This is a genomic window from Rathayibacter sp. AY1H2 (assembly GCF_002931985.1).
Classification (GTDB): Bacteria; Actinomycetota; Actinomycetes; order Actinomycetales; family Microbacteriaceae; genus Rathayibacter.
Window position 1 is genome coordinate 1 of record NZ_PSUV01000021.1, and the last position, 19,881, is coordinate 19,881.

Consider the following 19,881-nt stretch of genomic DNA (forward strand, 5'->3'; position numbering starts at 1 on the left):
GCCCGGAGCGCCCCCGCGCGACGGGCCGGGGGAGGAGCGCTGCGGGACGCTCCTCCCCCGGCCCGTCGCGCGGGGGCGCTCCGGGCCGGGTGGGGAGGGGATCAGCTCGCGAAGGTCCAGGTGAGCGGGAGCGAGGCGGACAGGCCCTGGTAGGCGTTGGTGGCCGACGAGTCGAGGGTCACGGCGATGGAGAAGGGGGTGGAGGTGCCGGGGGTGACCGGGGCGGTGTTGAGGGTCTTGACGGCGGAGCCGGCGAGGGTCGCGGCGGTGCCCGTGAAGACGGTGGTCCCGCCGGAGGTGATCACGACGTTGAGCTTGCCGCAGAAGTCGGTGGCGGAGCCGGAGGCGCCGGCCGCGACGTTGTTGCTCTGCGAGCAGGTGGCGCCGGGGGTCAGCGTGAAGGTGTTGGCGTTGACGGTGCCGGTGTTCTTCAGCGTGATCGCGGTGGTGACGGTCTGGCCGGGGACCATCGTGGTCGATCCGCCGAACTTGTTGATGGTCGCGCAGGTCGCGGTGTTGGTGCTGATCGAGCCGCCGTCGGTGCTGAGGCAGGTGATGGGGCTGGCGCCGGTCGACTTCTCCTCCATGACGAGCGAGCCGGAGGCGGCGGTGTTGCCGGTGTTGGAGATGCTCGCGACGAAGCCGGACAGGGTGCCGGACATCGAGACGGAGAGGAGAGCGGCGGCGGCGATGCTCGTCGCGATGGCGAGGGGAGCGAAGCGGACGCGCTTGGACTTGGCGGTGTGGGTCGACATGGCAGGACTCCTGATCGGGTGGGGCGGGCTGATGCTGAAGGGGGAGGGTCCGGCTGGTGGTCATCCGAACTCGATTGACCGCTAAGTTACTTGATGACCAAGATACATTGCAATCGTTCTTTCGCCCCCTGTCCGGGTGACAGGCCGGGACCCCCGAGGGCGACCCGTACGATGACCCCAGCCCTACCCCGAGAAGGACGAATGACCACCGAGAGACCGACCCCGCGCGACGTCGACCAGGACGCGCCCGCCGTGCAGCTGCGGCAGTCGCTCCGCCTGCTCGAGAACGCGCAGCGGCACCTCCGCGCGAGCATCGCCGCGGGCGTGGGCGTGGGCATCTCGGAGCTCACCGCGCTCGAGGTCCTCGGCGAGTCGCCCGACCTCACGCCGAAGTGGCTGGGTCTCGAGCTCTCCCTCTCGACGGGCGCCGTGACCGCGCTCCTCGACCGGCTGGCGACCGCCGGCCACGTCGACCGGCTCGCCAACCCGCAGGACCGCCGCAGCGTCCTCCTGCGCCTCACCGCCTCCGGGGAGCAGCTGCTCGCGCAGGTGGACGAGCGCTACGACGAGGTCAGCGCGGAGGTGCTGAAGGCCTCCCCCGGGCTGAACGGCATGGCGGACGACCTGGCGCGTGCCGCCGCGGTCATCACCGCGCACACGATCCGCTGATCCGCGCCAGTCGCTAGGAGTCCAGCGCCCGGGTCAGGGTCCAGACGTTGCGCCCCTCGGAGCGCTCGTGCTCGAACGTGGTCGTCAGAGCCTGGATGAGGGCGAGCCCGCGGCCCGACTCGGCGAAGACGTCCGGCATCTCCCGCGGCCCCGTGCCGATGTCCGGCGGATCGGCCGTGTCGACCAGCTCCGCATGGATCGCGTCGCCCTCGACGCGCACGACGAGGCGGCAGACGATCGTCGTCGTCGACGTCGCGTGCTGGATGACGTTGTCGACCAGCTCGACCAGCGCCGTCTCGACGGCCATGCGGTCGCGGGCCGGCAGGTCCGGGCGCTCGCCCCAGAGCCCGGCGAGCATCTCGTGGACGACCTCGGTGTCGTCCGGGGGCGTGCGGAACCCGACGCTGCGCTCAGTCACGGTACGCGTCGCCGGCCGTGTCGAAGAGGGTGAGCACCCGGTCCAGATTGGACAGCTGCAGCACCATCACGACCTGCTCGCTGGGCGCCGCGATCCGCAGGTCGCCGCCCGCCTGCCGCGCGGTCTTGAGAGCGCCGACCAGGGCGCCGAGGCCGGAGGAGTCCATGAACGTCACCGCGCTGAGCTCGACGACGATGCGGGGGCTGCCCTCGTCGATCGCCCGGCGGACGGCCGAGCGCAGCTCCGGAGCCGAGGCCGCGTTGAGCCGCCCCTCCCCCCGCAGCACGGCGATGTCGGGGGCGATCGTCTCGGTCGTGAACGTCATGCGGGGTCCTTCTCGGCGGAGCGGTCGGCGCCCGTGCGGGTCAGCACGAGGGCGGTGATGTCGTCGGACGCGGAGCCGGAGGCGGCGAGCGCCTTCAGCGCCTGCAGGAACGCGGCGGTGTCGGCGGAGTCGCGGGCGAGGTCGACCGCGCGCGCCAGGGACTGCAGCGTCCCGTCGTAGAGGTCGAGGACGCCGTCGGTGAAGGCCAGGAGCGAGTCGCCGACCGCGAGCTCCACGGTCTGGGTGATCCAGCCGCCGTCCTCCGCGATGCCCAGCGGGAGGCCCAGTGCCGCGAGCCGCTGGAACGAGCCGTCGGCGCGGAGGAGGACGGTGAGCCCGTGGCCCGCGTCGACGAAGTCGATCCGGCCGGACGCGGTGTCGAGGCGCCCGTGGAAGAGGGTCGCGAAGGTCTCGGTGGCCGTGAAGTCGTCGTGCAGCTGGGCGCTCACCGCGCTGACGACCGCGTCGGGGTCGCCGCCCAGGCGCGCCCGGAACGCGGAGCGGATCGACGCGGCCACGATCGCCGCCGCCGTCCCCTTGCCCATCACGTCCACGAGGGTCAGGTCGACCGTCTCGTCGTCGCCGCGCCAGCTGTAGAAGTCGCCGGTGATCGTCCACCGCGGCAGCGAGAGCCCCGAGAGCTCGTAGCCGGCGGGGTGGTGGAGGGAGGAGGGAGCCATCTGCGTCTGCATGTCGGCGGCGCGGTCGCGCTCCGCCGTGTCGCGCAGCTCCCGCTCGACCCACTCGCCGAACTCCTCGAGCAGCTGCCGCTCGTCCGGGGTGAGGCTCCGGGGCACGAAGTCGATGAGGCAGAGGGTGCCCAGCTGCAGGTCGCCCTCGACCGACAGCGGCCGCCCGGCGTAGAAGCGGACGTGCGGGTACCCCGCGACGTGCTCGTGCCCGGCCCACGCCTCGTCGGCACCGAGGTCCGGCACGACGAAGGTGGTGCGCTTCTCGAGCGTCGCGTCGCAGAAGGTGCCGGCGCGCGGGTACGCGAGCACGGCGTCCGGACGCTGCGGGGACTTCGTGAACAGCGTGGTGTCGTCGAGGAAGTGGATCTCGGCCACGGGCACGCGGAAGAGCTCCTCGGCCATCCGCGTGATCCGGTCGAAGCGCTCCTCCGGAGCCGACCCCATCATCTCGAGCGCCTCGAGCGCCACCAGCCGCGGATCCTGCTCGGCCTCGATCATCCGTGCCCCCTTCCCCCTGCGCGCCGCGCCGGGACCCCCCGGAGCGCACACGCACCTCCGACCGTATCGCCCCGCTTGACGGGTGGGGGACCTTCGGCGCCTCTGTACCCCTCACGGGGTACGGCTGTCGCAGATCGCGCGGTCGGGAGCGTCGGCGGTGGCCGATCCCGGCCGTCCTCGCCTCCGCCTCTTGCCGCCGGACGGAGCGGACCACTACTCTTCACCCGACGCTCCCCCGGCGACCCGCGAGCACCCGAAGCCCGCAGGCTCGTGGGCGTCGCCTCAGGAGCGCCCGTGCCCACCCAGCCGCGTCCCCTCCGCCGATCGCGCGCGGAGACGAACCGACCCTCTCGATCCGACGCGCCCCGGCGCGGGAGCCCGCTCGCTGCGGCGCTCCTGCTGGTGACCGCCCTGATCCTCCCGCTCGCCGCCGCGCCGACAGCGTCCGCCGTCGACTCGGCGGGCGACGAGTACGACGCGATGCGCCTCGCCCTCGTCGCCGATCTGACGGGCACGATCCCGGGAAGCGGGAGCGTCGGCGGCCTCGCCGCGGCGAAGGGCCGCCTCGTCGCCGAGGCCGAGGGCTACTGGTCGACGCTCGAGACCGACGGCGGCGAGCCCTGGCCCGACCTGGTCACGGGCACCTCGGCGGTGGAGGTGTGGGCCGCCTACAAGCGGGTCACCGTCCTCGCGACCGCGCTGAAGACCCCCGGCACCGCCCTCAGCGGCGACCCGGCGCTCCTCCGCGACGTCGTCACGACCGCCGACTGGCTCTCGGCGAACCGCTACAACCGCTCCACCACCGGCACCTCCCGCTGGTGGGAGCAGCAGATCGGCATCCCGCTCGAGCTGAACAGCATCACCGCCCTCCTCTACCCCGACCTCTCGGCGGCGCAGGTGCAGGCCTACCTGTCGGCCTCGACGCGCTTCGCCGACACCGTCACCCGGACCGGCGCCAACCGCGTCTGGACGGCGGCGGTCATCGCCGGGCGGGCGGTGCTGCTGAAGCAGCCGGCGAAGATCGCGGAGGCGGCCGCCGGCATCGACCCGGCGCTGCGGACGGTGGCGTCCGGCGACGGCTTCCACGCCGACGGCTCCTTCGTGCAGCACAGCGTCTTCGCCTACAGCGGCGGGTACGGGCTCTCGATGCTCGACACCCTCGACGACCTCTACGCGCTGCTCGACGGCTCCCGCTGGGAGATCACGAGCCCGGAGGGGCTCGGCGTGTACGACCGGCTCGCCTCCTCCTTCGCCCCCGTCACCTGGTGCGGCGCCGTGATGTCGACGGTCCGCGGCCGCGAGACGGCGCGGGCGGAGTCGGAGGACGGCGACGTCGGCGTCCAGCTGCAGGCGGCGGTGCTGCGCCTCGCCGACAGCGCCCCTCCCTCGGCCAGGACACGGACGAACGCGCTGGCGAAGAGCTGGCTGGCCTGCAACTCCGGCAGCCCCGTGAGCATCGAGACGGCCGGATCCGTCAGCGACGTCGTGCGCGCGCGGCTCGTCCTCGCCGACACGGGCCTGACCGCGACCCCGATCGGCTCGGGCGTCCGGGCCTTCGCCGGGATGGACCGCTTCACGCGGACCACGGCGACCTCGGGCTTCGCCGTCGGCCTGTCGAGCACGCGGATCGCGCGCTACGAGTCGCTCAACGGCGAGAACCGCAGCGGCTGGTACACCGGCGACGGCGCGACCTCGCTCCACCTGGGCAGCGGGCGCCAGTACGACGACGGCTACTGGGCCACGGCGAACCCGTACCGGATGCCCGGCACCACCGAGGACACGATCGTCCGGAGCGCGGGCGAGGGCGCGTCGTCCCGCCCGACGACGACCTTCACCGGGAGCCTCGAGAGCCCGTCGCGGCGGACGGGGATCGCGGCGCTCGACTTCGACGCGGCGTCGGTGAGCCTGGTCGCGAAGAAGGCCTGGTTCACCTTCGACGACGAGATCCTCGCGCTCGGCTCCGGGATCACGGCGACCGACATGTCCGGGACCGGCTGGGACGGGGCGCGCCGGCGCGCGGAGACGGTGATCGACGACCGCCGCGACGTCGCTCCCGATGCGAGGCTCCGCGTCGACGGCGTCCTCCGCGGTGCGGAGGCGACCGCCACGAGCACCGCCCGCTGGGCCTCGATCACCGGCTCCGCGGAGTCGGTGGGCTACGTCTTCCCGTCGCCGATCGCCCTGACCGCGCAGGGACGGACCCGCACCGGAGCCTGGAGCGCCGTGAGCGCCGCCGGTCCGACGGCGCCGGTGACCGGCCACTACTACTCCCTCACGACGAGCCACGGCACGAACCCGACCGGCGCCTCCTACGCGTACACGGTCCTCCCCGGCGCCTCCGAGGCGGCGACCGCCGCGTACGCGGCGGACCCGGACGTGACCGTGCTCAGCAACACACCCCAGCTGAGCGCCGCCCGCGACCGCTCGACCGGCACCGTGAGCGCCGTGTCGTGGAAGGCCGGGACCACGAGCCCCGTCCTCGTCGGAGGCACCCGGGTCGCGAGCATCACCGGCGCCGGACTGGTCTCGATCCGGGAGGACGCGGACACGGTGACCGTCTCGACCGTCGACCCGACGCAGGTCTCGACGAGCGCGCTCACCGTGACGCTCGCGCGGCCGACCGCGGGCACGGTGTCCTCGAGCGCCGCCCTGAGCGTGACGAGCAGGACGAGCACCGCGACGACGATCACGTTCCGGCCGAGCGGGCTGAAGGGAGCGACGGCGTCCATCGTGCTCGCGAAGAGGGCCGCCACTCCGGCGCCGACGGCCACGCCCACGCCGACCTCGACCGCCGCGCCGACCTCGACCTCCACGCCGACCGCCACCGCGACTCCGCTCGCCGCCGTCGGGGCCGGCACCCACCAGAACGGCTCGCCGGCCGTCGCCGTCACGGGCACCTGGTCCACGACCTCCTCCTCCGCGGACAGCGGCGGAGGCGTCTCCTTCTCGTCGACAGGGGGCGCCTCCGCCACCCTCCGCTTCACCGGCACCGGAGTCTCGTGGGTGAGCCGCCGGTCCAGCACGTCCGGGATCGACGAGGTCCGCCTCGACGGCGTCCTCGTGGCCTCGGTCGACCGCTACAGCGCCACCACCCGCTCCGCCCAGACCGTCTGGACCAGCGGGACCCTGCCCGCCGGCACCCACACCGTCACGATCACCCGCGGCAGCACGCGGAACCCCGCAGCGACCGGTGGCAACCTGATCCACGACGCCTTCGTCGTGAGGGGCTGACCGCCCGGCTACCACCGGCCGCGGTGCCTGGCCAGGCCCTCGCCCGGCGGCGGGCGGGCCCGTAGCGTCGCCCGGACCGATCGACCCGCCGGGGTCACGACGAGAGGACGCGCCATGAGCAGCACGAGCGACATGATCCGGAGCCACCCCGAGGAGCTGCGCGGCGTCGATCCGGAGGTCCTGGCCGAGTGCATCGACGCGTGCGGCGCCTGCGCGCTCACCTGCACCGCCTGCGCCGACGCGTGCCTCGGCGAGGAGTCGGTCGCCGAGCTGGTCCACTGCATCCGCACCGACCTCGCCTGCGCCGACGTGTGCGCCGCGACCGGCGCCGTGCTCTCGCGCCGCGGCGTCGTCGGATCCGCGGCCGTCCGCGCCCTCGTCGAGGCCTGCCTCCTGGCCTGCCGCGCCTGCGCCGACGACTGCGAGCAGCACGCCGGGATGCACGAGCACTGCCGGATCTGCGCCGAGGCCTGCCGCCGCTGCGAGCAGGCGTGCGAGAGGCTGCTCGCGCAGCTCTGAGCGCGGGCTCCACCGCGGGACACCTCCCCCACCGGACTCGACGGGCGGCTGTCAACCGTCCTGCCCTGAGCGTCCGGCGCTCCTACGGTCGGTGGCGAGCAAGGCGTCGTCGGGGCTCGGAGCGATCGCAGGCGGTCCTTCCGTCCCCGACGATCCGCAGACGCTCGAGATGGAGGACGACCGTGGCCCAGACCAGCACCGAGCGCGACCGCACCGCGCCCGACCCCGACGACTCCCGCAAGCCCGACGGACCGACGGACGTCACCAAGCGCTCGTGGGGCTACGTCCTCAAGAAGACGCTCCGCGAGTTCGGCGCCGACCAGTGCACGGACATCGCGGCGGGGCTGACCTACTACGCCGTCCTCGCGCTGTTCCCCGGGCTGCTCGCGATCGTCTCGATCCTCGGCCTCTTCGGCCAGGCCGAGACCACGACCGACACCGTGCTCGAGATCGCCGGCGGGTTCGTCTCGGCCGACGTCCTCGACACGGTCCGCGGCCCGATCCAGGAGCTCACCTCCAGCCCCGCCGCCGGCCTGGCGTTCGTCACCGGTGTCCTCGGCGCCCTCTGGTCCGCCTCCGGCTACGTCGGCGCCTTCGGGCGCGGCATGAACCGCGTCTACGAGATCGACGAGGGCCGCCCGATCTGGAAGCTGCGCCCCACGATGCTCGCCGTCACCCTCGTGACGGTCCTCCTGCTCGTCATCGCCGGACTGATCCTCGTGCTCAGCGGTTCGATCGCGCAGACCATCGGCGACGCGATCGGCCTCGGCGAGGTCGCCCTGACCGTGTGGAGCATCGCCAAGTGGCCGGTGCTGATCGCGATCATGGTCGTCATCGTCGCGGTCCTCTACCACTGGTCCCCCAACGTGCGGCAGCCGAAGTTCCGCTGGACCAGCATGGGCTCGATCCTCGCCCTCGTCGTCTGGGCGCTGGCCTCGGCCGGCTTCGCGTTCTACGTCGCCAACTTCAGCAACTACAACAAGACCTACGGCGCCCTCGGCGGCGTGATCGTCTTCCTCCTCTGGCTCTGGATCACGAACCTCGCCCTGCTCTTCGGGGCCGAGTTCGACGCCGAGCTCGAGCGCGGCCGCCAGCTGCAGGCCGGCATCGAAGCCGAGGAGCACATCCAGCTCCCGCCCCGCGACACCCGGCAGAGCGACAAGAAAGCCGAGAAGCACGCCGAGGACGTCGCCGACGGCCGCGAGCTCCGCGAGAGCGCCGGACACCCGGAGCAATGACCCCGATCGGGCGGGACCTCCCGGCCCATTAGGGGCACCGCCTTCACAGGGCAACCCTCTTGAGGGCCCGCGGGCGGCGCGCGGAGGCTGGATGCATGCGGAAACTGCACTACTCCAGCGGCCACCTGCTCGTCGGCGACCTGACCTGCAAGGCGGTCCTCCGGTACGCCCGGGCCCTCGCGGACGTCAGCAAGTCGGACGTCGTCTCGGTGCCGGTCCTGACCGAGGGCGGCGGCCGCGCCTACGCCCACCTGCTGATCGGGCCGGCGAGCCAGCTCTGGTCGCTGCCGATCGACAGCAGCGAGGTGGAGGAGCCGGACGACGCGGAGGTCATCGCCCACATCGAGCTCGAGACGCGCCGCATGCAGCCGGCCCGCCCCTCCTGGAGCGAGGAGATGACGGACATCCCGCCGCTGGACTTCCTCGAGTACACGGACATCGCCGACCTCGAGGACGCCCGGCGCGACCCGACGGACTAGGCCGCCGCCGGCTCCTCGGTGGAGCGGGAGTCGCTGAGTGACAGCGAGCCGATCGTCGCGATCACGCCGACGAGGACCGCCACGACCAGGAAAGCGACCCGCTCACCCGCGAAGAAGCTCCGGACGAGGTCTGCGCTCCACGCGCCCGCCGGGAGGGTGGTCGCCACCAGTGCGGCGATCAGCGTGCCGACGACGGCCGTGCCGATGCTGGTGCCGATCTCCTGGGCCGTGTCGTTGAGCGCCGCACCGATCGAGGTGCGGTTCGCGGGCATCGCCTCGACGAGGGCGACGGCGCAGATGGTCATGATCGTCCGCAGGCCCACCGTCATCACGACCATCATCACGGCGATCGCGAGGTAGCCCCGGTCCACCGCCCAGGACATCCCGAGCAGCGCGCCGACCAGGAGCCCGGTGCCGATCAGGCAGGCCGCGCGGTGCCCCAGCTTCGCGGCGAGGCGCTCGGTGACCGGAGTGGCGGCGAGCATCGTGACGATGACGGGCAGGTTCGCGAGGCCGGCGCGCACCGGGCTCCAGCCGTAGGCGTACTGGAAGTGCAGGATCAGGCCGAACAGGACGCTCGCGAAGGCGACCGAGGCGCCGAGCTGCGTGAGCGCCGCTCCCCGCGCGGGGCCGGCGCGGAAGATCGCGAGGTCGATCATGGGCGAGACGGCGCGGCGCTCGCGGACGACGAATCCCGCGACGGCGGCGACGGTGCCCGCGGCGCAGGCGATCGTGAGGAGCGACAGCCAGCCGTTCTCGACTCCGCTGGTGAGTGTGTAGCAGCCGAGCCCCACCGCGGCGACGGTGAGGGCGGTCCCCGGCAGGTCGAGCCGACCGGAGGTGAGGTCGGCGCGCTGGTCCGCGGGGACTCCGAGGCGCACGCCGATCCAGACCAGCAGCGCGATCGGGGCGTTGACGACGAGCAGCCACTGCCAGCTGACGGTGCTGAGGATCGAGCCGCCGAGGAGGGGGCCGAGGACCATGCCGGACATCCCGACGATCATCACGATCGTGATCGACCGCATGCGGAGCCTCTCGTCGTCGAAGAGCCGGAACACCAGCGACATCGTGACGGGCGCCATGGCGGCCGCGGCGCAGCCGAGCGCCGCGCGGAGGGCGATCAGCTGGCCGATGTCGGTGACGAGGACGACGGCGAGGCTGATCAGCCCGAACGCGGCGAGGCCGGTGAGGAGCACGCGGCGGCGGCCGAACCGGTCGGCGGCGGACCCGGCTGTCAGCAGCAGCCCGCCGAAGGTCAGGGAGTAGGCACCGGTCACCCACTGCAGTCCGGCGGTCGACCCGTCGAGTGAGCGTCCGATCGTCGGGAGGGCGATCGAGAGCAGCGTGTTGTCGACCATCTCGACGAAGAACGCGAGGCAGAGAGCGGCGAGCGGGAGTGCCGCGGAGCGGAGGGAGGTGTGAGCGCGGGACTCGGCGGAGGTGGTCGTCGGAGCGGACATCGAGGCGCCTTCCTATCGAACGCCGTTCGACTCTCGTACGGCGTTCGATAGTATGGAACGCCGTTCGGTAAGATGCAAGCCATGCCTGCAGATCGCCCGACGGAGACCGCTGCCGCGCCCTCCCCCGCCCGGGGCCGCCGCCGAGCGTCGCACTCGCTCGACACCGTGCTGGCCGAGGCGATCGCGATCCTCGACGAGTCCGGGGAGTCGGCCCTCACGTTCCGCGCGCTCGCGGCCCGACTCGGCGGCGGCGTGGCGAGCATCTACTGGTACGTCGGCAGCCGCGACGAGCTGCTGGAGCGGGCGACCGACGAGGTCATGGGCCGGGTCCTCGCAGACAGCGAGCCGCTCACCCACGGGCCGGACCCGATCGACAACGTCCGCGCCGTCGCACTGGCCCTCTTCGACGAGTGCGTCCGCCGACCCTGGTTCGGCCTCTACATGCTCCGCACGACCGGGGTGCAGCCCAACTCGATGGCGATGTACGAGCGCCTCGGGCAGCAGCTCATGGCTCTCGACCTGACGCCCCGGCAGCGGTTCCACGCCGTGTCGTCCATCGTCAGCTACGTCGTCGGAGTCGCGGCCGACCTGGCGCAGCCGCCGCCCCGCGAGTTCCTCGAGAGCGGGATGGAGAGGGGCGAGTTCCTCGAGCACCTGGCCGACCGCTGGCGCGCCCTCGATCCGGAGGAGTTCCCCTTCGGCCACCACGCGGCCGACGTCATGGCGACGCACGACGACCTCGACGTGTTCCGCTCCGGCCTCGACCTGCTGCTGGCCGGGCTCCGGCTGCAGGCGGGGCGGGGCTGAGGCCGGGTCAGCTCCCCGAGGTCCGCCGGATCGCGACCACGGTCACGTCGTCCGCCAGCAGCCCCTCGGCCGCCAGGCGGGTGACGCCGGCGACCGCGGCGGCGGCGGTCGCGGGGGCGGCGACGGCCGCGTCGGCCACCCGGTCGAGGGCGGCGAGGGAGCCGTCGAAGAGGTCCAGCACGCCGTCGCTGCAGATCAGCAGCAGGTCGCCGGGGTGGAGTCGGAGGCCGGTCGGCTCCCACTCCTGCGTGCCGAGGAGGCCGAGCGGCAGGTGGGCGGAGGGGATGCGCTCGCGCGAGCCGTCGGCGCGGCAGACGATCCCGAGTCCGTGCCCGGCGTCGACGAGCGCGATGTCGTCGGTCGAGGCGCTGAGCCGCAGGTGGAGGAGCGTGACGAACGCGTCGTTCGCCGACAGATCCGGCTCGACGACCCGGTCGATGAGCGCCATCGTCGCCGCGGGGCCGAGGGCGGGAGGAGTGACGCGCAGGGCGGCGCGGACCGTGGCGGCGATCATCGCGGCGCCGACCCCCTTGCCCATCACGTCGGCGACGGTGACGGCGAGCCCGTCGGGCGTGCAGCGCCAGTCGAAGAAGTCGCCGCTCACCGTCCCGCTGGGCACGCAGGCGCCGGCGACGTCGTAGCCCGGGAGGTCCGGGACCGAGCGGGGCTCGAGCCGCCGCTGCACCCTCTCGCCGTCGGCGAGCTCCTGCCGCGAGCGGGCGGCGCCGGCGGTGAGCATCTGCGCGACCTGCTCGCCGCTGAGCGACGCCATGCTGAACGACACCACGACCAGCAGCACCAGCGTGATCAGCGTGGTGGTCGGGGTCCCGAACCAGGTCGCGAACAGCTCGCTGCGCAGCCCCGCGGCCAGGAACACGGCGGACCGGAGCGCGTAGTAGAGGGAGAGGGCGCCGGAGCTCAGCAGCAGCGGCCAGCGCGTGCGCGAGCGCCCGGCGCCGAGCAGCGCGATCTCGCGGGTCGACAGGCCGATGAGGAGCGCCATCGACGCGAGGTAGAGCGGCCCTCCCGACCAGTCGTTGACGGCGGGCGAGTCGAGGCTGGACACGCCCGTCACCACCACGGTCGGAGCGACCACCAGCCACCACGGCGTCGGCCTGCCGCGGAGGGAGCGGCTCGCCGCCCAGACCGCGGCGGCGCCGGCCACGATGAGCCCGTTGCCGAGCGGACTCGCCCACACCTGGTCGGCCGTGCCGTCGCGGAGGTAGGCGAGCGAGCCGCCCATGAACAGCGCGAGCGCCGTGCACCACCAGAAGCTGAAGGACGAGCGTGTCGACCGGTAGGTGACCAGCGCGAACAGCAGGAAGAGGGTGAGGGCGGTGACCCTGAAGGCGACGCGGAGGGTCGTGGCATCGAGCAAGGCGGGTCCGTGGCCCTTCCAGGAGACCGAGCGGCGGAGCGGCGGACGGGCGCCGCGATCAAGGGGATCCTGGCACGGCGCACGGGCCGTACGCGGCGCGCCGTGGAGGCCGGCCCCGGGGATCCGCGGCAGTGCGGCCCGTCCGCCCACCCGACGGGGGGAGCAGGATGGGGGGCTCGCACGTTCGAGGAGAGACCACCGCCCTCGCGCTCGATACAGCATCGCGTGTACCGTCGCTCCCGTGCCCGCCACCGCGACCCTCACCCACTCCGCTGCTCTCGCGCGCCTCGGATCCGCCCTGGCGGACGAGACGCGGTCCCGGATCCTGCTCGCGCTGCGAGAGGCTCCGGCCGTCCCCTCCGACCTCGCGGACGCGCTCGGGGTCTCGCGGCAGGTGATGTCGAATCAGCTCGCGTGCCTCCGCGGATGCGGGCTGGTGGAGGCCGTGAAGGACGGCCGGTACACCTGGTACCGGCTGGCCGAGACCCGGATCGCCGGGGCGCTCGACCACCTGCTCCGCCTGGCCCTGGTCGTCGATCCGGACTGCTGCTCCGGCGACGACTGCCGCTGCGCATGAGCGCCCTGCGCGCTCCGCTCCTCCCCGCCCGCCGCCGCGTGCTGCAGAGGCGCATCCGCTGGATCGTCGGCGCGACCATCGCCTACAACGTGGTGGAGGCGATCGTGGCACTCGCCGCCGGGACGGTCGCGTCGTCCACCGCACTCGTCGCCTTCGGCCTCGACTCCGTGGTGGAGGTGCTCTCCGCCGCGGCCGTCGCCTGGCAGTTCTCGGGCCGCGATCCGGAGGCGCGCGAGCGCACCGCGCTGCGGGTGATCGCCGTCTCGTTCCTCGGCCTGGCCGCGTTCGTCGCCGTCGACTCGGTCCGGGCGCTGCTCGGATTCTCGGAGGCCCAGCACTCCCCCGTCGGCATCGTGCTGGCCGCCGTCAGCCTGCTGGTGATGCCCGCGTTCTCCCTGCTCGAGCGCCGGACCGGCCGCGAGCTCGGCTCGGCCTCGGCCGTCGCGGACTCGAAGCAGACGCTCCTCTGCTCGTACCTCTCCGCCGCCGTCCTGGTGGGCCTGCTGCTGAACAGCACGCTGGGATGGACGTGGGCCGACCCCGTCGCCGGCCTCGTGATCGCCGCGGTCGCCGTCCGCGAGGGCCTGGAGGCCTGGCGCGGCGAGTCCTGCACGACGCCGATCTCCGCGCTGACGAGCGAGGACTCCGAGGCCTGCGGCTGCTGCTGACGGGGGCGGGACGGCGCGGCGCACATCGGCGGTGGACGACCTCCGTCAGGACTTCGTCGCGAGGCCGGCGGCCGATCGGACCCGCTCCGGAGCTACCGACGGCCGGCCCGCGCCTCGACGACGTGCCGGCACCCGACCCCACCGCGCTCCAGCTCCTCGCGCTCGCGGCGGAGCCCGGCGCGGACTCGCCGCGCCTCGGCCAGCGGCAGCACCGCCTCCGGATCGACGGTCGCCAGCAGGAGCGCCGCCCGCGACCTCGCCGCCACCCGCACGTCCAGGCACGGCGTCTCCTCGGCGAGCCCGAGCAGCGCGGCCACCAGCAGCTCCAGCTCGACCGCAGTCGCGTGGAGCACCAGCACCCGCGAGGCCGGGCTCGACGGGCGGCGGACCAGGAGCGTCGCTCCGGTCATCGTCGCCGCCCTCCCCTGCCCGGGACCGGTCCGGGACGTCCGTCCCGCCTCGGCCCTCGGCGACCGCCCGCGCGACGTCGGCGTGCACGCATGGGGTTCCTTCTCTCGTCCTGCTGCGGCGCGAACCGCACCGCACCTCCATCACACGACGTGGGCACCCGGGCCGGGGAGAGGGTTGCCACGCGCGCGTCGGCGGGTCAGGAGGCGCCGGGGATGAGAGGGTTGCGCGATGTCCACTGCGAGCGTGCCGTCGCCGCGCGCCGGAGTCCGGACCCGGCGCTTCCGGCGCCTCGCCCGCACGGGCTTCGCCGTCAACGGACTGATCCACCTCCTGATCGGCGGCCTCGCCCTGCGCGTCGCGGTCAGCGACGAGACCTCGCGGGAGGCGGACGCGTCCGGAGCGATCGGGCGCATGGCCGACTCCCCCGTCGGGCTCGTGGTGGTCTGGGCTGCGCTGGTCGGGCTGGTCGCGCTCGGGCTCTGGCAGCTCTCCCTCGGCGGGCGCTCCTCCGCGCCGGGGCTCCCCGCCCGCCTGGGCCGCCGGATCGTCGAGTCGGGCAAGGGCTTCGCCTCGCTCACGCTCGCGGGCACCACGCTCGTCTTCGCGCTCGGCGGCTCGACGAGCTCCTCGGCCACGATCCGCCGCATCAACACCGAGCTGCTGACGAGCACGGTCGGCGTCGTGATCCTCGTGATCGTCGGCGGGATCGTGCTGGGCAGCGGGATCGGCTTCGTCGCGATCGGGATCCGGCGCGGCTTCCGCAAGCTCGTCCGCATCCCCGAGGGCCCGACGGGGACGGCAGTGCTGATCCTCGGCGCGACCGGCTACATCACGAAGGGGCTCGCTCTGGGCCTGGCCGGCGGGATCTTCGTGGTCGCGGCGCTGACCGGCGACGCTCGCCAGGCGACCGGGCTCGACGGGGCCATCCACTTCCTCGACGTCCCTCCGTACGGCACGATCGCCCTGACCCTCGTCAGCGCGGGACTGGTCATGTACGGGCTGTTCCTCGTCGCCCGGGCGAAGCTCGCGAAGCTCTGAGCCGACGCGGCAGTCGTTCACAGTCGCCACCCATATCGCTGAGTATCGTTCGGAGAAACAGGAGGTCATCATGAACGGATCGTCATCGACCGGCGCGTTCGGCACCGGCACGCCCATCGAGAGCATCTGGCGCGCGATGGAGCAGGCCCGCTCCCGCATGGAGAAGCGCGTCGGCTCCCGGGTCGGCCGCGGGGACGTGCGCACCGCGGTGCTCGCGCTCCTCGCCGAGCAGCCCATGCACGGCTACCAGATCATCCGCGAGATCGAGGAGCGCAGCGGAGGCGACTGGAAGCCGAGCCCCGGCTCGGTCTACCCGACCCTCCAGCTCCTCGCGGACGAGGGCCTCATCACGGCCGACGAGCAGAACGGCCGCAAGACCTACACGCTGACCGACGCCGGCCGCGCGACGGTCGCCGAGCACGGCACCTCGACCCCGTGGAACGACTCCGACCACGTCGACTTCGGCGCCCTGCCCAAGGCGGGCCTCGAGCTCGCCCAGGCCGCGGCCCAGGTCGGACGCTCGGGCACCCCCGAGCAGATCCGCAAGGCCGTCGCCGAACTCGAGGACGTGCGCCGCCGCCTGTACGCGATCCTCGCGCAGGACTGACCCGGGTGGCCTCGGTCAGCCCGGGTCCTGCCGCCCCGGGCCACCGAGAGCGGGAGGACCGGCGGCGCTACCGCCGGATCCTCCGCTTCGCCGCGTGGCATCTCGCGGTCACCTGGTTCTTCGACCTGCTCCTGCCGCGGGTGGGGCTCACGCGCGTCGCGCTCCGCACCCGGCCCGGCCGGATGCGCCGCTTCGCCCGCAGCTTCCACGTGCTCGCGGTCGACCTCGGCGGCCTGATGATCAAGGTCGGCCAGTTCATGTCGTCGCGCCTGGACGTGCTGCCGCCCGAGATCACGCGCGAGCTGGAGGGGCTGCAGGACGAGGTCCCGCCCGTCCCGTTCCCGCGGATCCGGGCGCTGGCCGAGTCCGAGCTCGGGCTGCCGCTCGAGCGTGCCTACGCCGGAGTGGACGAGTCGCCCGTCGCCGCCGCCTCCCTCGGGCAGGCTCACCGCGCCCGGCTCTCCCCCGTCGACGCCGGGGACACCGGCTACTCCGCCGCCATCATGAAGGTGCAGCGGCCGGGGATCGACCAGATCGTCGAGGTCGACCTCGCGGCTCTGCGCCGCGTCGGCGGCTGGCTCAGCCACGTGCGCCTCGTCTCGGACCGCGTCGACGCCCCGGCCCTCGTCGAGGAGTTCGCGGTCACCAGCCTCGAGGAGATCGACTACCTGCAGGAGGCGGCCAACTCCGTCCGCTTCGCCGCCGACTTCGCGGGCGACGCCCGGGTGGCCGTCCCGGACGTGGTCTGGGAGCGCTCGACCCGCAAGGTCCTCACGCTCGAGGACGTCACCGCGATCAAGATCACCGACCACGCCGCGCTGCTGGCCGCCGGGATCGATCCGCGGGAGGTCGCTCCGGTCTTCGCGGCCGTGATGTTCGACCAGCTCTTCACCAACGGCTACTTCCACGCGGATCCGCACCCCGGCAACGTCTTCGTCACGCCGACCCCCGGGGGCGAGCTGCCCTGGCGCCTCACCTTCATCGACTTCGGGATGATGGGCGAGGTGCCGCCGAGCACCCGCGCGGGACTGCGCCGGATGCTGATCGCCGCCGCCTCCCGCGACGGCAAGGGGCTCGTCGACGCGGCCCGCGCGGTCGGCGTCCTCCTCCCCTCGGCCGACTCCCGCGAGCTGGAGCGGGCGCTCACGCAGCTCTTCGCCCGCTTCGGCGGCATGGGCTTCGCCGAGCTGCGGGAGGTGGATCCGCGCGAGTTCCGCGACTTCGCCGTGCAGTTCGGCGACGTCGTGCGCGCGCTGCCGTTCCAGCTCCCCGAGAACTTCCTGCTCGTCATCCGCGCGATGTCGCTGACCTCGGGCGTCTGCAGCGCGCTCGACCCGGCCTTCAACCTGTGGGACTCGGTCGAGCCCTACGCGCAGCAGCTGATCCGCGAGGAGCGCGGCTCCGTCGTGCAGGACGTCGGCAAGCAGGCCGTCGACACGCTCGGCCTGATCTGGCGCCTGCCGCGCCGGCTCGACGAGCTCGTCACGACCCTCGACGACGGCGAGCTCGCGGTCACCGTCCCCACCATCGAGCGCCGGCTGAACCGGCTCGAGGGCACCGTCCGCCGCGTGATCTCGGCCGTGCTGTTCGCGGGCCTGCTGATCGCGGGCGCCGTCGTGCGCCCGGACGACAGCGGCTTCGGGACCGTGTTGATGATCGCGTCGGCGCTGCCGCTGCTGCACGCCCTGCTGGCCCGCGGTCCGCGCGGCTGAGAGCCGCCGTCAGGCCGCGGCGGCCGCGTCGCATCCGTCACCTCCTCCGCCCACCTCACCGGCGGCGCGGTCGACATCGGCTACACGGACGCGGACAGCCGGCTCGCGCAGCACGGCACCGACTACGGGCTCTGCCAGATCTACGCGAACGAGATCTGGCACTTCGAGCTCGCCACCGAGCCGGGCGGCGACTGCCCGGAGCAGCTGCCCGACGCGAGCGCGACCTGAGCGGCTCTCCCGCGCTCCCGGGATCCGATGCGTCGCGAAAGGTCGTCATCGGAGGCGAAGGGGAGCCGTTCGCGACGCATCGATCGCGCAGGCGGCCGGGCGGCGGGGCTCGGCGGCCGGGCTCAGCGGCTGGTGAGCAGCTCGACGAACTCGTCGGCCATCGCGAGCTGGGCGCTCAGCGCCTCGCGGCGCTCGCGGGCCTGCGCGACGAAGCCGTCGAGCTGCGCGCGGACCTCGGCCGGGGCGTCGTCGCCCTCGGCCTCGAGGGTGTCGATCACGCGGAGCAGCGCGGCCATCTCCTCCAGCGAGAAGCCGAGCGGCTTCATGCGGCGGATGAGGATCAGGCGGTCGTAGTCGGTGGACGTGTAGAGGCGGAAGCCGCCCTCGGTGCGGCCGGACGCCTTCACGAGGCCGATCTCGTCGTAGTGGCGCAGGGTCCGGAGCGAGAGGCCGGTCCGCTCGGCGAGCTCGCCGATGTGCATGGTGCCGATCCTGCTCACCCCTTCAGATCTACCCTTACGTGAGGGTAGGGTTGCCCGTGCTGCTGACACGCCTCTGCAAGCTTGGCATCCCCGCCCGCTTCCGCCGACCTGATGCCGCAGCCCTCCGCGCTCCTCGTCGAGCACCCCTCCCACTCCCTGGAGCCGCCGCGATGGCCCTCGCCTCGAAGACCCCTGCCCGCCCGCACGCCGAGCCCACAGTGATGACGGCGCTGCGCACCCCCCGCATCCTGACCCGCGAGGTCCTCGCCGGCCTCGTGGTCGCGCTCGCGCTCATCCCCGAGGCGATCTCGTTCTCGATCATCGCGGGCGTGGATCCGCGGGTCGGCCTCTTCTCGTCGTTCGTGATGGCCGTGTCGATCGCCTTCCTCGGCGGCCGCCCCGCGATGATCACCGCCGCCACCGGCGCCGTCGCCCTCGTGATCGCCCCCGTCGCCCGCGACTACGGGATGGACTACTTCATCGCGACGGTGATCCTCGCGGGCGTGCTCCAGATCGTGCTCGGGCTGCTCGGAGTGGCGAAGCTCATGCGCTTCATCCCCCGCAGCGTGATGGTCGGATTCGTGAACGCGCTGGCGATCCTGATCTTCTCGGCGCAGATCCCCAACCTGATCGGCGTGCCCTGGCTGGTCTACCCGCTGGTCGCCGTCGGCATCGTGATCATGGTCGTGATGCCGCGCCTGACGAAGGCCGTTCCGGCGCCTCTCGTCGCCATCGTCCTCATCACCGCGGCGGTCGTCGTGACGGCGGTCGCCGTCCCCACCGTGGGCGATCAGGGCGAGCTGCCCCGCAGCCTCCCCGAGCTGTTCCTGCCGAACGTACCGCTGACCTGGGAGACTTTCACGACCATCGCGCCGTACGCCGTCGCGATGGCGCTCGTCGGACTCCTGGAGTCGCTGATGACCGCGAAGCTCGTCGACGACATCACCGACACCCCCTCCCGCAAGACCCGCGAGTCGCTCGGGCAGGGCGCCGCGAACGTGCTCTCCGGCCTGTTCGGCGGCATGGGCGGCTGCGCGATGATCGGCCAGACGATGATCAACGTGAAGGCGTCCGGCGCCCGCACCCGCATCTCGACCTTCCTCGCCGGCGTGTTCCTCCTGATCCTCGTCGTCGCGCTCGGCGACCTCGTCGCGATCATCCCGATGGCCGCGCTGGTCGCGGTGATGGTGATGGTCTCGGTGGCGACCTTCGACTGGCACAGCATCCGCCCGTCGACCCTGAAGCGGATGCCCGTGGGCGAGACGGTCGTCATGATCGCCACGGTCGTCGTGGTCGTCCTCACCCACAACCTGGCGATCGGAGTCGTCATCGGCGTCCTGGCCGCCATGGTCGTCTTCGCCCGCCGGGTCGCCCACTTCGCCACCGTCGAGCGCACCCTCTCGGCCGACGGATCGACGGCCCACTACACGGTCACCGGCGAGCTGTTCTTCGCCTCCAGCAACGACCTCACCACGCAGTTCTCCTACGCGGAGGACCCTGCGCACGTCGTGATCGACCTCTCCGGCTCCCACATCTGGGACGCCTCGACCGTCGCCGCGCTGGACGCCGTCACGACCAAGTACGAGCGCCACGGCACCCGCGCCGTGATCGCGGGCATGAACGACGCCTCCACCCGGATGCACGGCCGCCTCGCCGGGAATCTCGGCGCGGGGCACTGAGGGTCGGGGC

The 19,881-nt window shown here is 73.1% G+C and carries 20 protein-coding genes; 12 read left to right on the forward strand and 8 right to left on the reverse strand.

Annotation, left to right across the window (positions count from 1 at the left end):
* Positions 1 to 101: 101 nt before the first annotated feature.
* Entirely contained in the window at positions 102 to 755 is a 654-nt protein-coding gene (locus C5C29_RS13940) for a hypothetical protein (protein ID WP_104224276.1), read from the reverse strand.
* A 201-nt stretch (positions 756 to 956) separates the two neighbouring features.
* On the opposite strand from C5C29_RS13940, the gene C5C29_RS13945 reads away from it, so the two are divergent.
* On the forward strand, positions 957 to 1,424 hold the full coding sequence (locus C5C29_RS13945) for a MarR family transcriptional regulator (protein ID WP_104224277.1): 468 nt from the start codon (positions 957 to 959) through the stop codon (positions 1,422 to 1,424).
* 13 nt (positions 1,425 to 1,437) lie between these two features.
* On the opposite strand, the gene C5C29_RS13950 is transcribed toward C5C29_RS13945, so the two are convergent.
* Genes C5C29_RS13950 through C5C29_RS13960 form a run of 3 tightly spaced genes read right to left on the reverse strand, consistent with a single transcriptional unit; the run spans position 1,438 to position 3,357 of the window.
* On the reverse strand, positions 1,438 to 1,842 hold the full coding sequence (locus tag C5C29_RS13950) for an ATP-binding protein (RefSeq protein ID WP_104227126.1): 405 nt from the start codon (positions 1,840 to 1,842) through the stop codon (positions 1,438 to 1,440).
* Entirely contained in the window at positions 1,835 to 2,167 is a 333-nt protein-coding gene (locus C5C29_RS13955; RefSeq protein WP_104224279.1) for an STAS domain-containing protein, read from the reverse strand. The genes C5C29_RS13950 and C5C29_RS13955 overlap by 8 nt, the downstream gene beginning before the upstream one ends.
* A complete protein-coding gene (locus C5C29_RS13960; RefSeq protein WP_104227128.1) occupies positions 2,164 to 3,357 on the reverse strand; it encodes a PP2C family protein-serine/threonine phosphatase in 1,194 nt (397 codons plus the stop codon). Before C5C29_RS13960 ends, C5C29_RS13955 begins: the two co-directional genes overlap by 4 nt.
* Positions 3,358 to 3,759: 402 nt before the next feature.
* Here C5C29_RS13960 and C5C29_RS13965 point away from each other — a divergent pair, with 402 nt between their 5' ends.
* The 4 genes from C5C29_RS13965 to C5C29_RS13980 all read left to right on the forward strand — a co-directional run bounded on the left by C5C29_RS13965 (position 3,760) and on the right by C5C29_RS13980 (position 8,824).
* Positions 3,760 to 6,588, forward strand: a complete 2,829-nt coding sequence (locus C5C29_RS13965) for a polysaccharide lyase 8 family protein (protein WP_146083497.1) — start codon at positions 3,760 to 3,762, stop codon at positions 6,586 to 6,588.
* A gap of 114 nt (positions 6,589 to 6,702) precedes the next feature.
* Complete coding sequence (locus C5C29_RS13970) at positions 6,703 to 7,107, forward strand: four-helix bundle copper-binding protein (RefSeq protein ID WP_104255963.1); 405 nt, start codon at positions 6,703 to 6,705, stop codon at positions 7,105 to 7,107.
* Between the two features lie 182 nt (positions 7,108 to 7,289).
* Positions 7,290 to 8,345, forward strand: a complete 1,056-nt coding sequence (locus C5C29_RS13975) for a YihY/virulence factor BrkB family protein (RefSeq protein ID WP_104308497.1) — start codon at positions 7,290 to 7,292, stop codon at positions 8,343 to 8,345.
* Between the two features lie 95 nt (positions 8,346 to 8,440).
* Positions 8,441 to 8,824 (forward strand): hypothetical protein, encoded by a 384-nt coding sequence (locus C5C29_RS13980; RefSeq protein ID WP_104263281.1) that lies wholly within the window; start codon positions 8,441 to 8,443, stop codon positions 8,822 to 8,824.
* Here C5C29_RS13980 and C5C29_RS13985 read toward each other — a convergent pair.
* Entirely contained in the window at positions 8,821 to 10,284 is a 1,464-nt protein-coding gene (locus tag C5C29_RS13985; RefSeq protein ID WP_104227133.1) for an MFS transporter, read from the reverse strand. The genes C5C29_RS13980 and C5C29_RS13985 overlap by 4 nt on opposite strands.
* A gap of 81 nt (positions 10,285 to 10,365) precedes the next feature.
* Here C5C29_RS13985 and C5C29_RS13990 point away from each other — a divergent pair, with 81 nt between their 5' ends.
* Positions 10,366 to 11,091 (forward strand): TetR/AcrR family transcriptional regulator, encoded by a 726-nt coding sequence (locus C5C29_RS13990; RefSeq protein WP_219812210.1) that lies wholly within the window; start codon positions 10,366 to 10,368, stop codon positions 11,089 to 11,091.
* Positions 11,092 to 11,098: 7 nt separating this feature from the next.
* Here the strand turns inward: C5C29_RS13990 and C5C29_RS13995 are convergent, their stop codons facing one another.
* The gene (locus C5C29_RS13995; RefSeq protein WP_181128832.1) at positions 11,099 to 12,469 is read right to left on the reverse strand and encodes a PP2C family protein-serine/threonine phosphatase; all 1,371 of its coding nucleotides are present in this window, start codon (positions 12,467 to 12,469) and stop codon (positions 11,099 to 11,101) included.
* A gap of 241 nt (positions 12,470 to 12,710) precedes the next feature.
* On the opposite strand from C5C29_RS13995, the gene C5C29_RS14000 reads away from it, so the two are divergent.
* On the forward strand, positions 12,711 to 13,046 hold the full coding sequence (locus C5C29_RS14000) for a helix-turn-helix transcriptional regulator (RefSeq protein ID WP_104234042.1): 336 nt from the start codon (positions 12,711 to 12,713) through the stop codon (positions 13,044 to 13,046).
* Positions 13,043 to 13,714, forward strand: coding sequence for a cation diffusion facilitator family transporter (locus tag C5C29_RS14005; protein WP_104308499.1), 672 nt, complete (start codon positions 13,043 to 13,045; stop codon positions 13,712 to 13,714). Before C5C29_RS14000 ends, C5C29_RS14005 begins: the two co-directional genes overlap by 4 nt.
* Before the next feature lie 92 nt (positions 13,715 to 13,806).
* Here the strand turns inward: C5C29_RS14005 and C5C29_RS14010 are convergent, their stop codons facing one another.
* The gene (locus C5C29_RS14010) at positions 13,807 to 14,124 is read right to left on the reverse strand and encodes a hypothetical protein (protein ID WP_104308500.1); all 318 of its coding nucleotides are present in this window, start codon (positions 14,122 to 14,124) and stop codon (positions 13,807 to 13,809) included.
* Positions 14,125 to 14,353: 229 nt separating this feature from the next.
* Here C5C29_RS14010 and C5C29_RS14015 point away from each other — a divergent pair, with 229 nt between their 5' ends.
* The 3 genes from C5C29_RS14015 to C5C29_RS14025 all read left to right on the forward strand — a co-directional run bounded on the left by C5C29_RS14015 (position 14,354) and on the right by C5C29_RS14025 (position 17,482).
* Positions 14,354 to 15,163, forward strand: coding sequence for a DUF1206 domain-containing protein (locus C5C29_RS14015; protein WP_104224291.1), 810 nt, complete (start codon positions 14,354 to 14,356; stop codon positions 15,161 to 15,163).
* A 70-nt stretch (positions 15,164 to 15,233) separates the two neighbouring features.
* Entirely contained in the window at positions 15,234 to 15,770 is a 537-nt protein-coding gene (locus C5C29_RS14020) for a PadR family transcriptional regulator (protein WP_104224292.1), read from the forward strand.
* Positions 15,771 to 15,775: 5 nt separating this feature from the next.
* On the forward strand, positions 15,776 to 17,482 hold the full coding sequence (locus tag C5C29_RS14025) for an AarF/ABC1/UbiB kinase family protein (protein WP_104224293.1): 1,707 nt from the start codon (positions 15,776 to 15,778) through the stop codon (positions 17,480 to 17,482).
* A 350-nt stretch (positions 17,483 to 17,832) separates the two neighbouring features.
* On the opposite strand, the gene C5C29_RS14035 is transcribed toward C5C29_RS14025, so the two are convergent.
* Positions 17,833 to 18,192: a MerR family DNA-binding transcriptional regulator gene (locus C5C29_RS14035; RefSeq protein ID WP_104224294.1), complete on the reverse strand. Its 360-nt coding sequence runs from the start codon at positions 18,190 to 18,192 to the stop codon at positions 17,833 to 17,835.
* Between the two features lie 170 nt (positions 18,193 to 18,362).
* Between C5C29_RS14035 and C5C29_RS14040 the strand changes: the two genes are divergently transcribed.
* Positions 18,363 to 19,871, forward strand: a complete 1,509-nt coding sequence (locus C5C29_RS14040) for a SulP family inorganic anion transporter (RefSeq protein WP_104224295.1) — start codon at positions 18,363 to 18,365, stop codon at positions 19,869 to 19,871.
* Positions 19,872 to 19,881 lie beyond the last annotated feature (10 nt).

Coding starts and splice junctions, on each gene's coding strand:
- C5C29_RS13980 (WP_104263281.1), top strand. CDS start 8,441: ATGCGGAAACTGCACTACTCCAGCGGCCACCTGCTCGTCGGCGACCTG.
- C5C29_RS14005 (WP_104308499.1), top strand. CDS start 13,043: ATGAGCGCCCTGCGCGCTCCGCTCCTCCCCGCCCGCCGCCGCGTGCTG.
- C5C29_RS13940 (WP_104224276.1), bottom strand. CDS start 755: ATGTCGACCCACACCGCCAAGTCCAAGCGCGTCCGCTTCGCTCCCCTC.
- C5C29_RS13945 (WP_104224277.1), top strand. CDS start 957: ATGACCACCGAGAGACCGACCCCGCGCGACGTCGACCAGGACGCGCCC.
- C5C29_RS13970 (WP_104255963.1), top strand. CDS start 6,703: ATGAGCAGCACGAGCGACATGATCCGGAGCCACCCCGAGGAGCTGCGC.
- C5C29_RS14015 (WP_104224291.1), top strand. CDS start 14,354: ATGTCCACTGCGAGCGTGCCGTCGCCGCGCGCCGGAGTCCGGACCCGG.
- C5C29_RS14040 (WP_104224295.1), top strand. CDS start 18,363: ATGGCCCTCGCCTCGAAGACCCCTGCCCGCCCGCACGCCGAGCCCACA.
- C5C29_RS13985 (WP_104227133.1), bottom strand. CDS start 10,284: ATGTCCGCTCCGACGACCACCTCCGCCGAGTCCCGCGCTCACACCTCC.
- C5C29_RS14035 (WP_104224294.1), bottom strand. CDS start 18,192: ATGCACATCGGCGAGCTCGCCGAGCGGACCGGCCTCTCGCTCCGGACC.
- C5C29_RS13955 (WP_104224279.1), bottom strand. CDS start 2,167: ATGACGTTCACGACCGAGACGATCGCCCCCGACATCGCCGTGCTGCGG.
- C5C29_RS14010 (WP_104308500.1), bottom strand. CDS start 14,124: ATGACCGGAGCGACGCTCCTGGTCCGCCGCCCGTCGAGCCCGGCCTCG.
- C5C29_RS13960 (WP_104227128.1), bottom strand. CDS start 3,357: ATGATCGAGGCCGAGCAGGATCCGCGGCTGGTGGCGCTCGAGGCGCTC.
- C5C29_RS14020 (WP_104224292.1), top strand. CDS start 15,234: ATGAACGGATCGTCATCGACCGGCGCGTTCGGCACCGGCACGCCCATC.
- C5C29_RS13990 (WP_219812210.1), top strand. CDS start 10,366: ATGCCTGCAGATCGCCCGACGGAGACCGCTGCCGCGCCCTCCCCCGCC.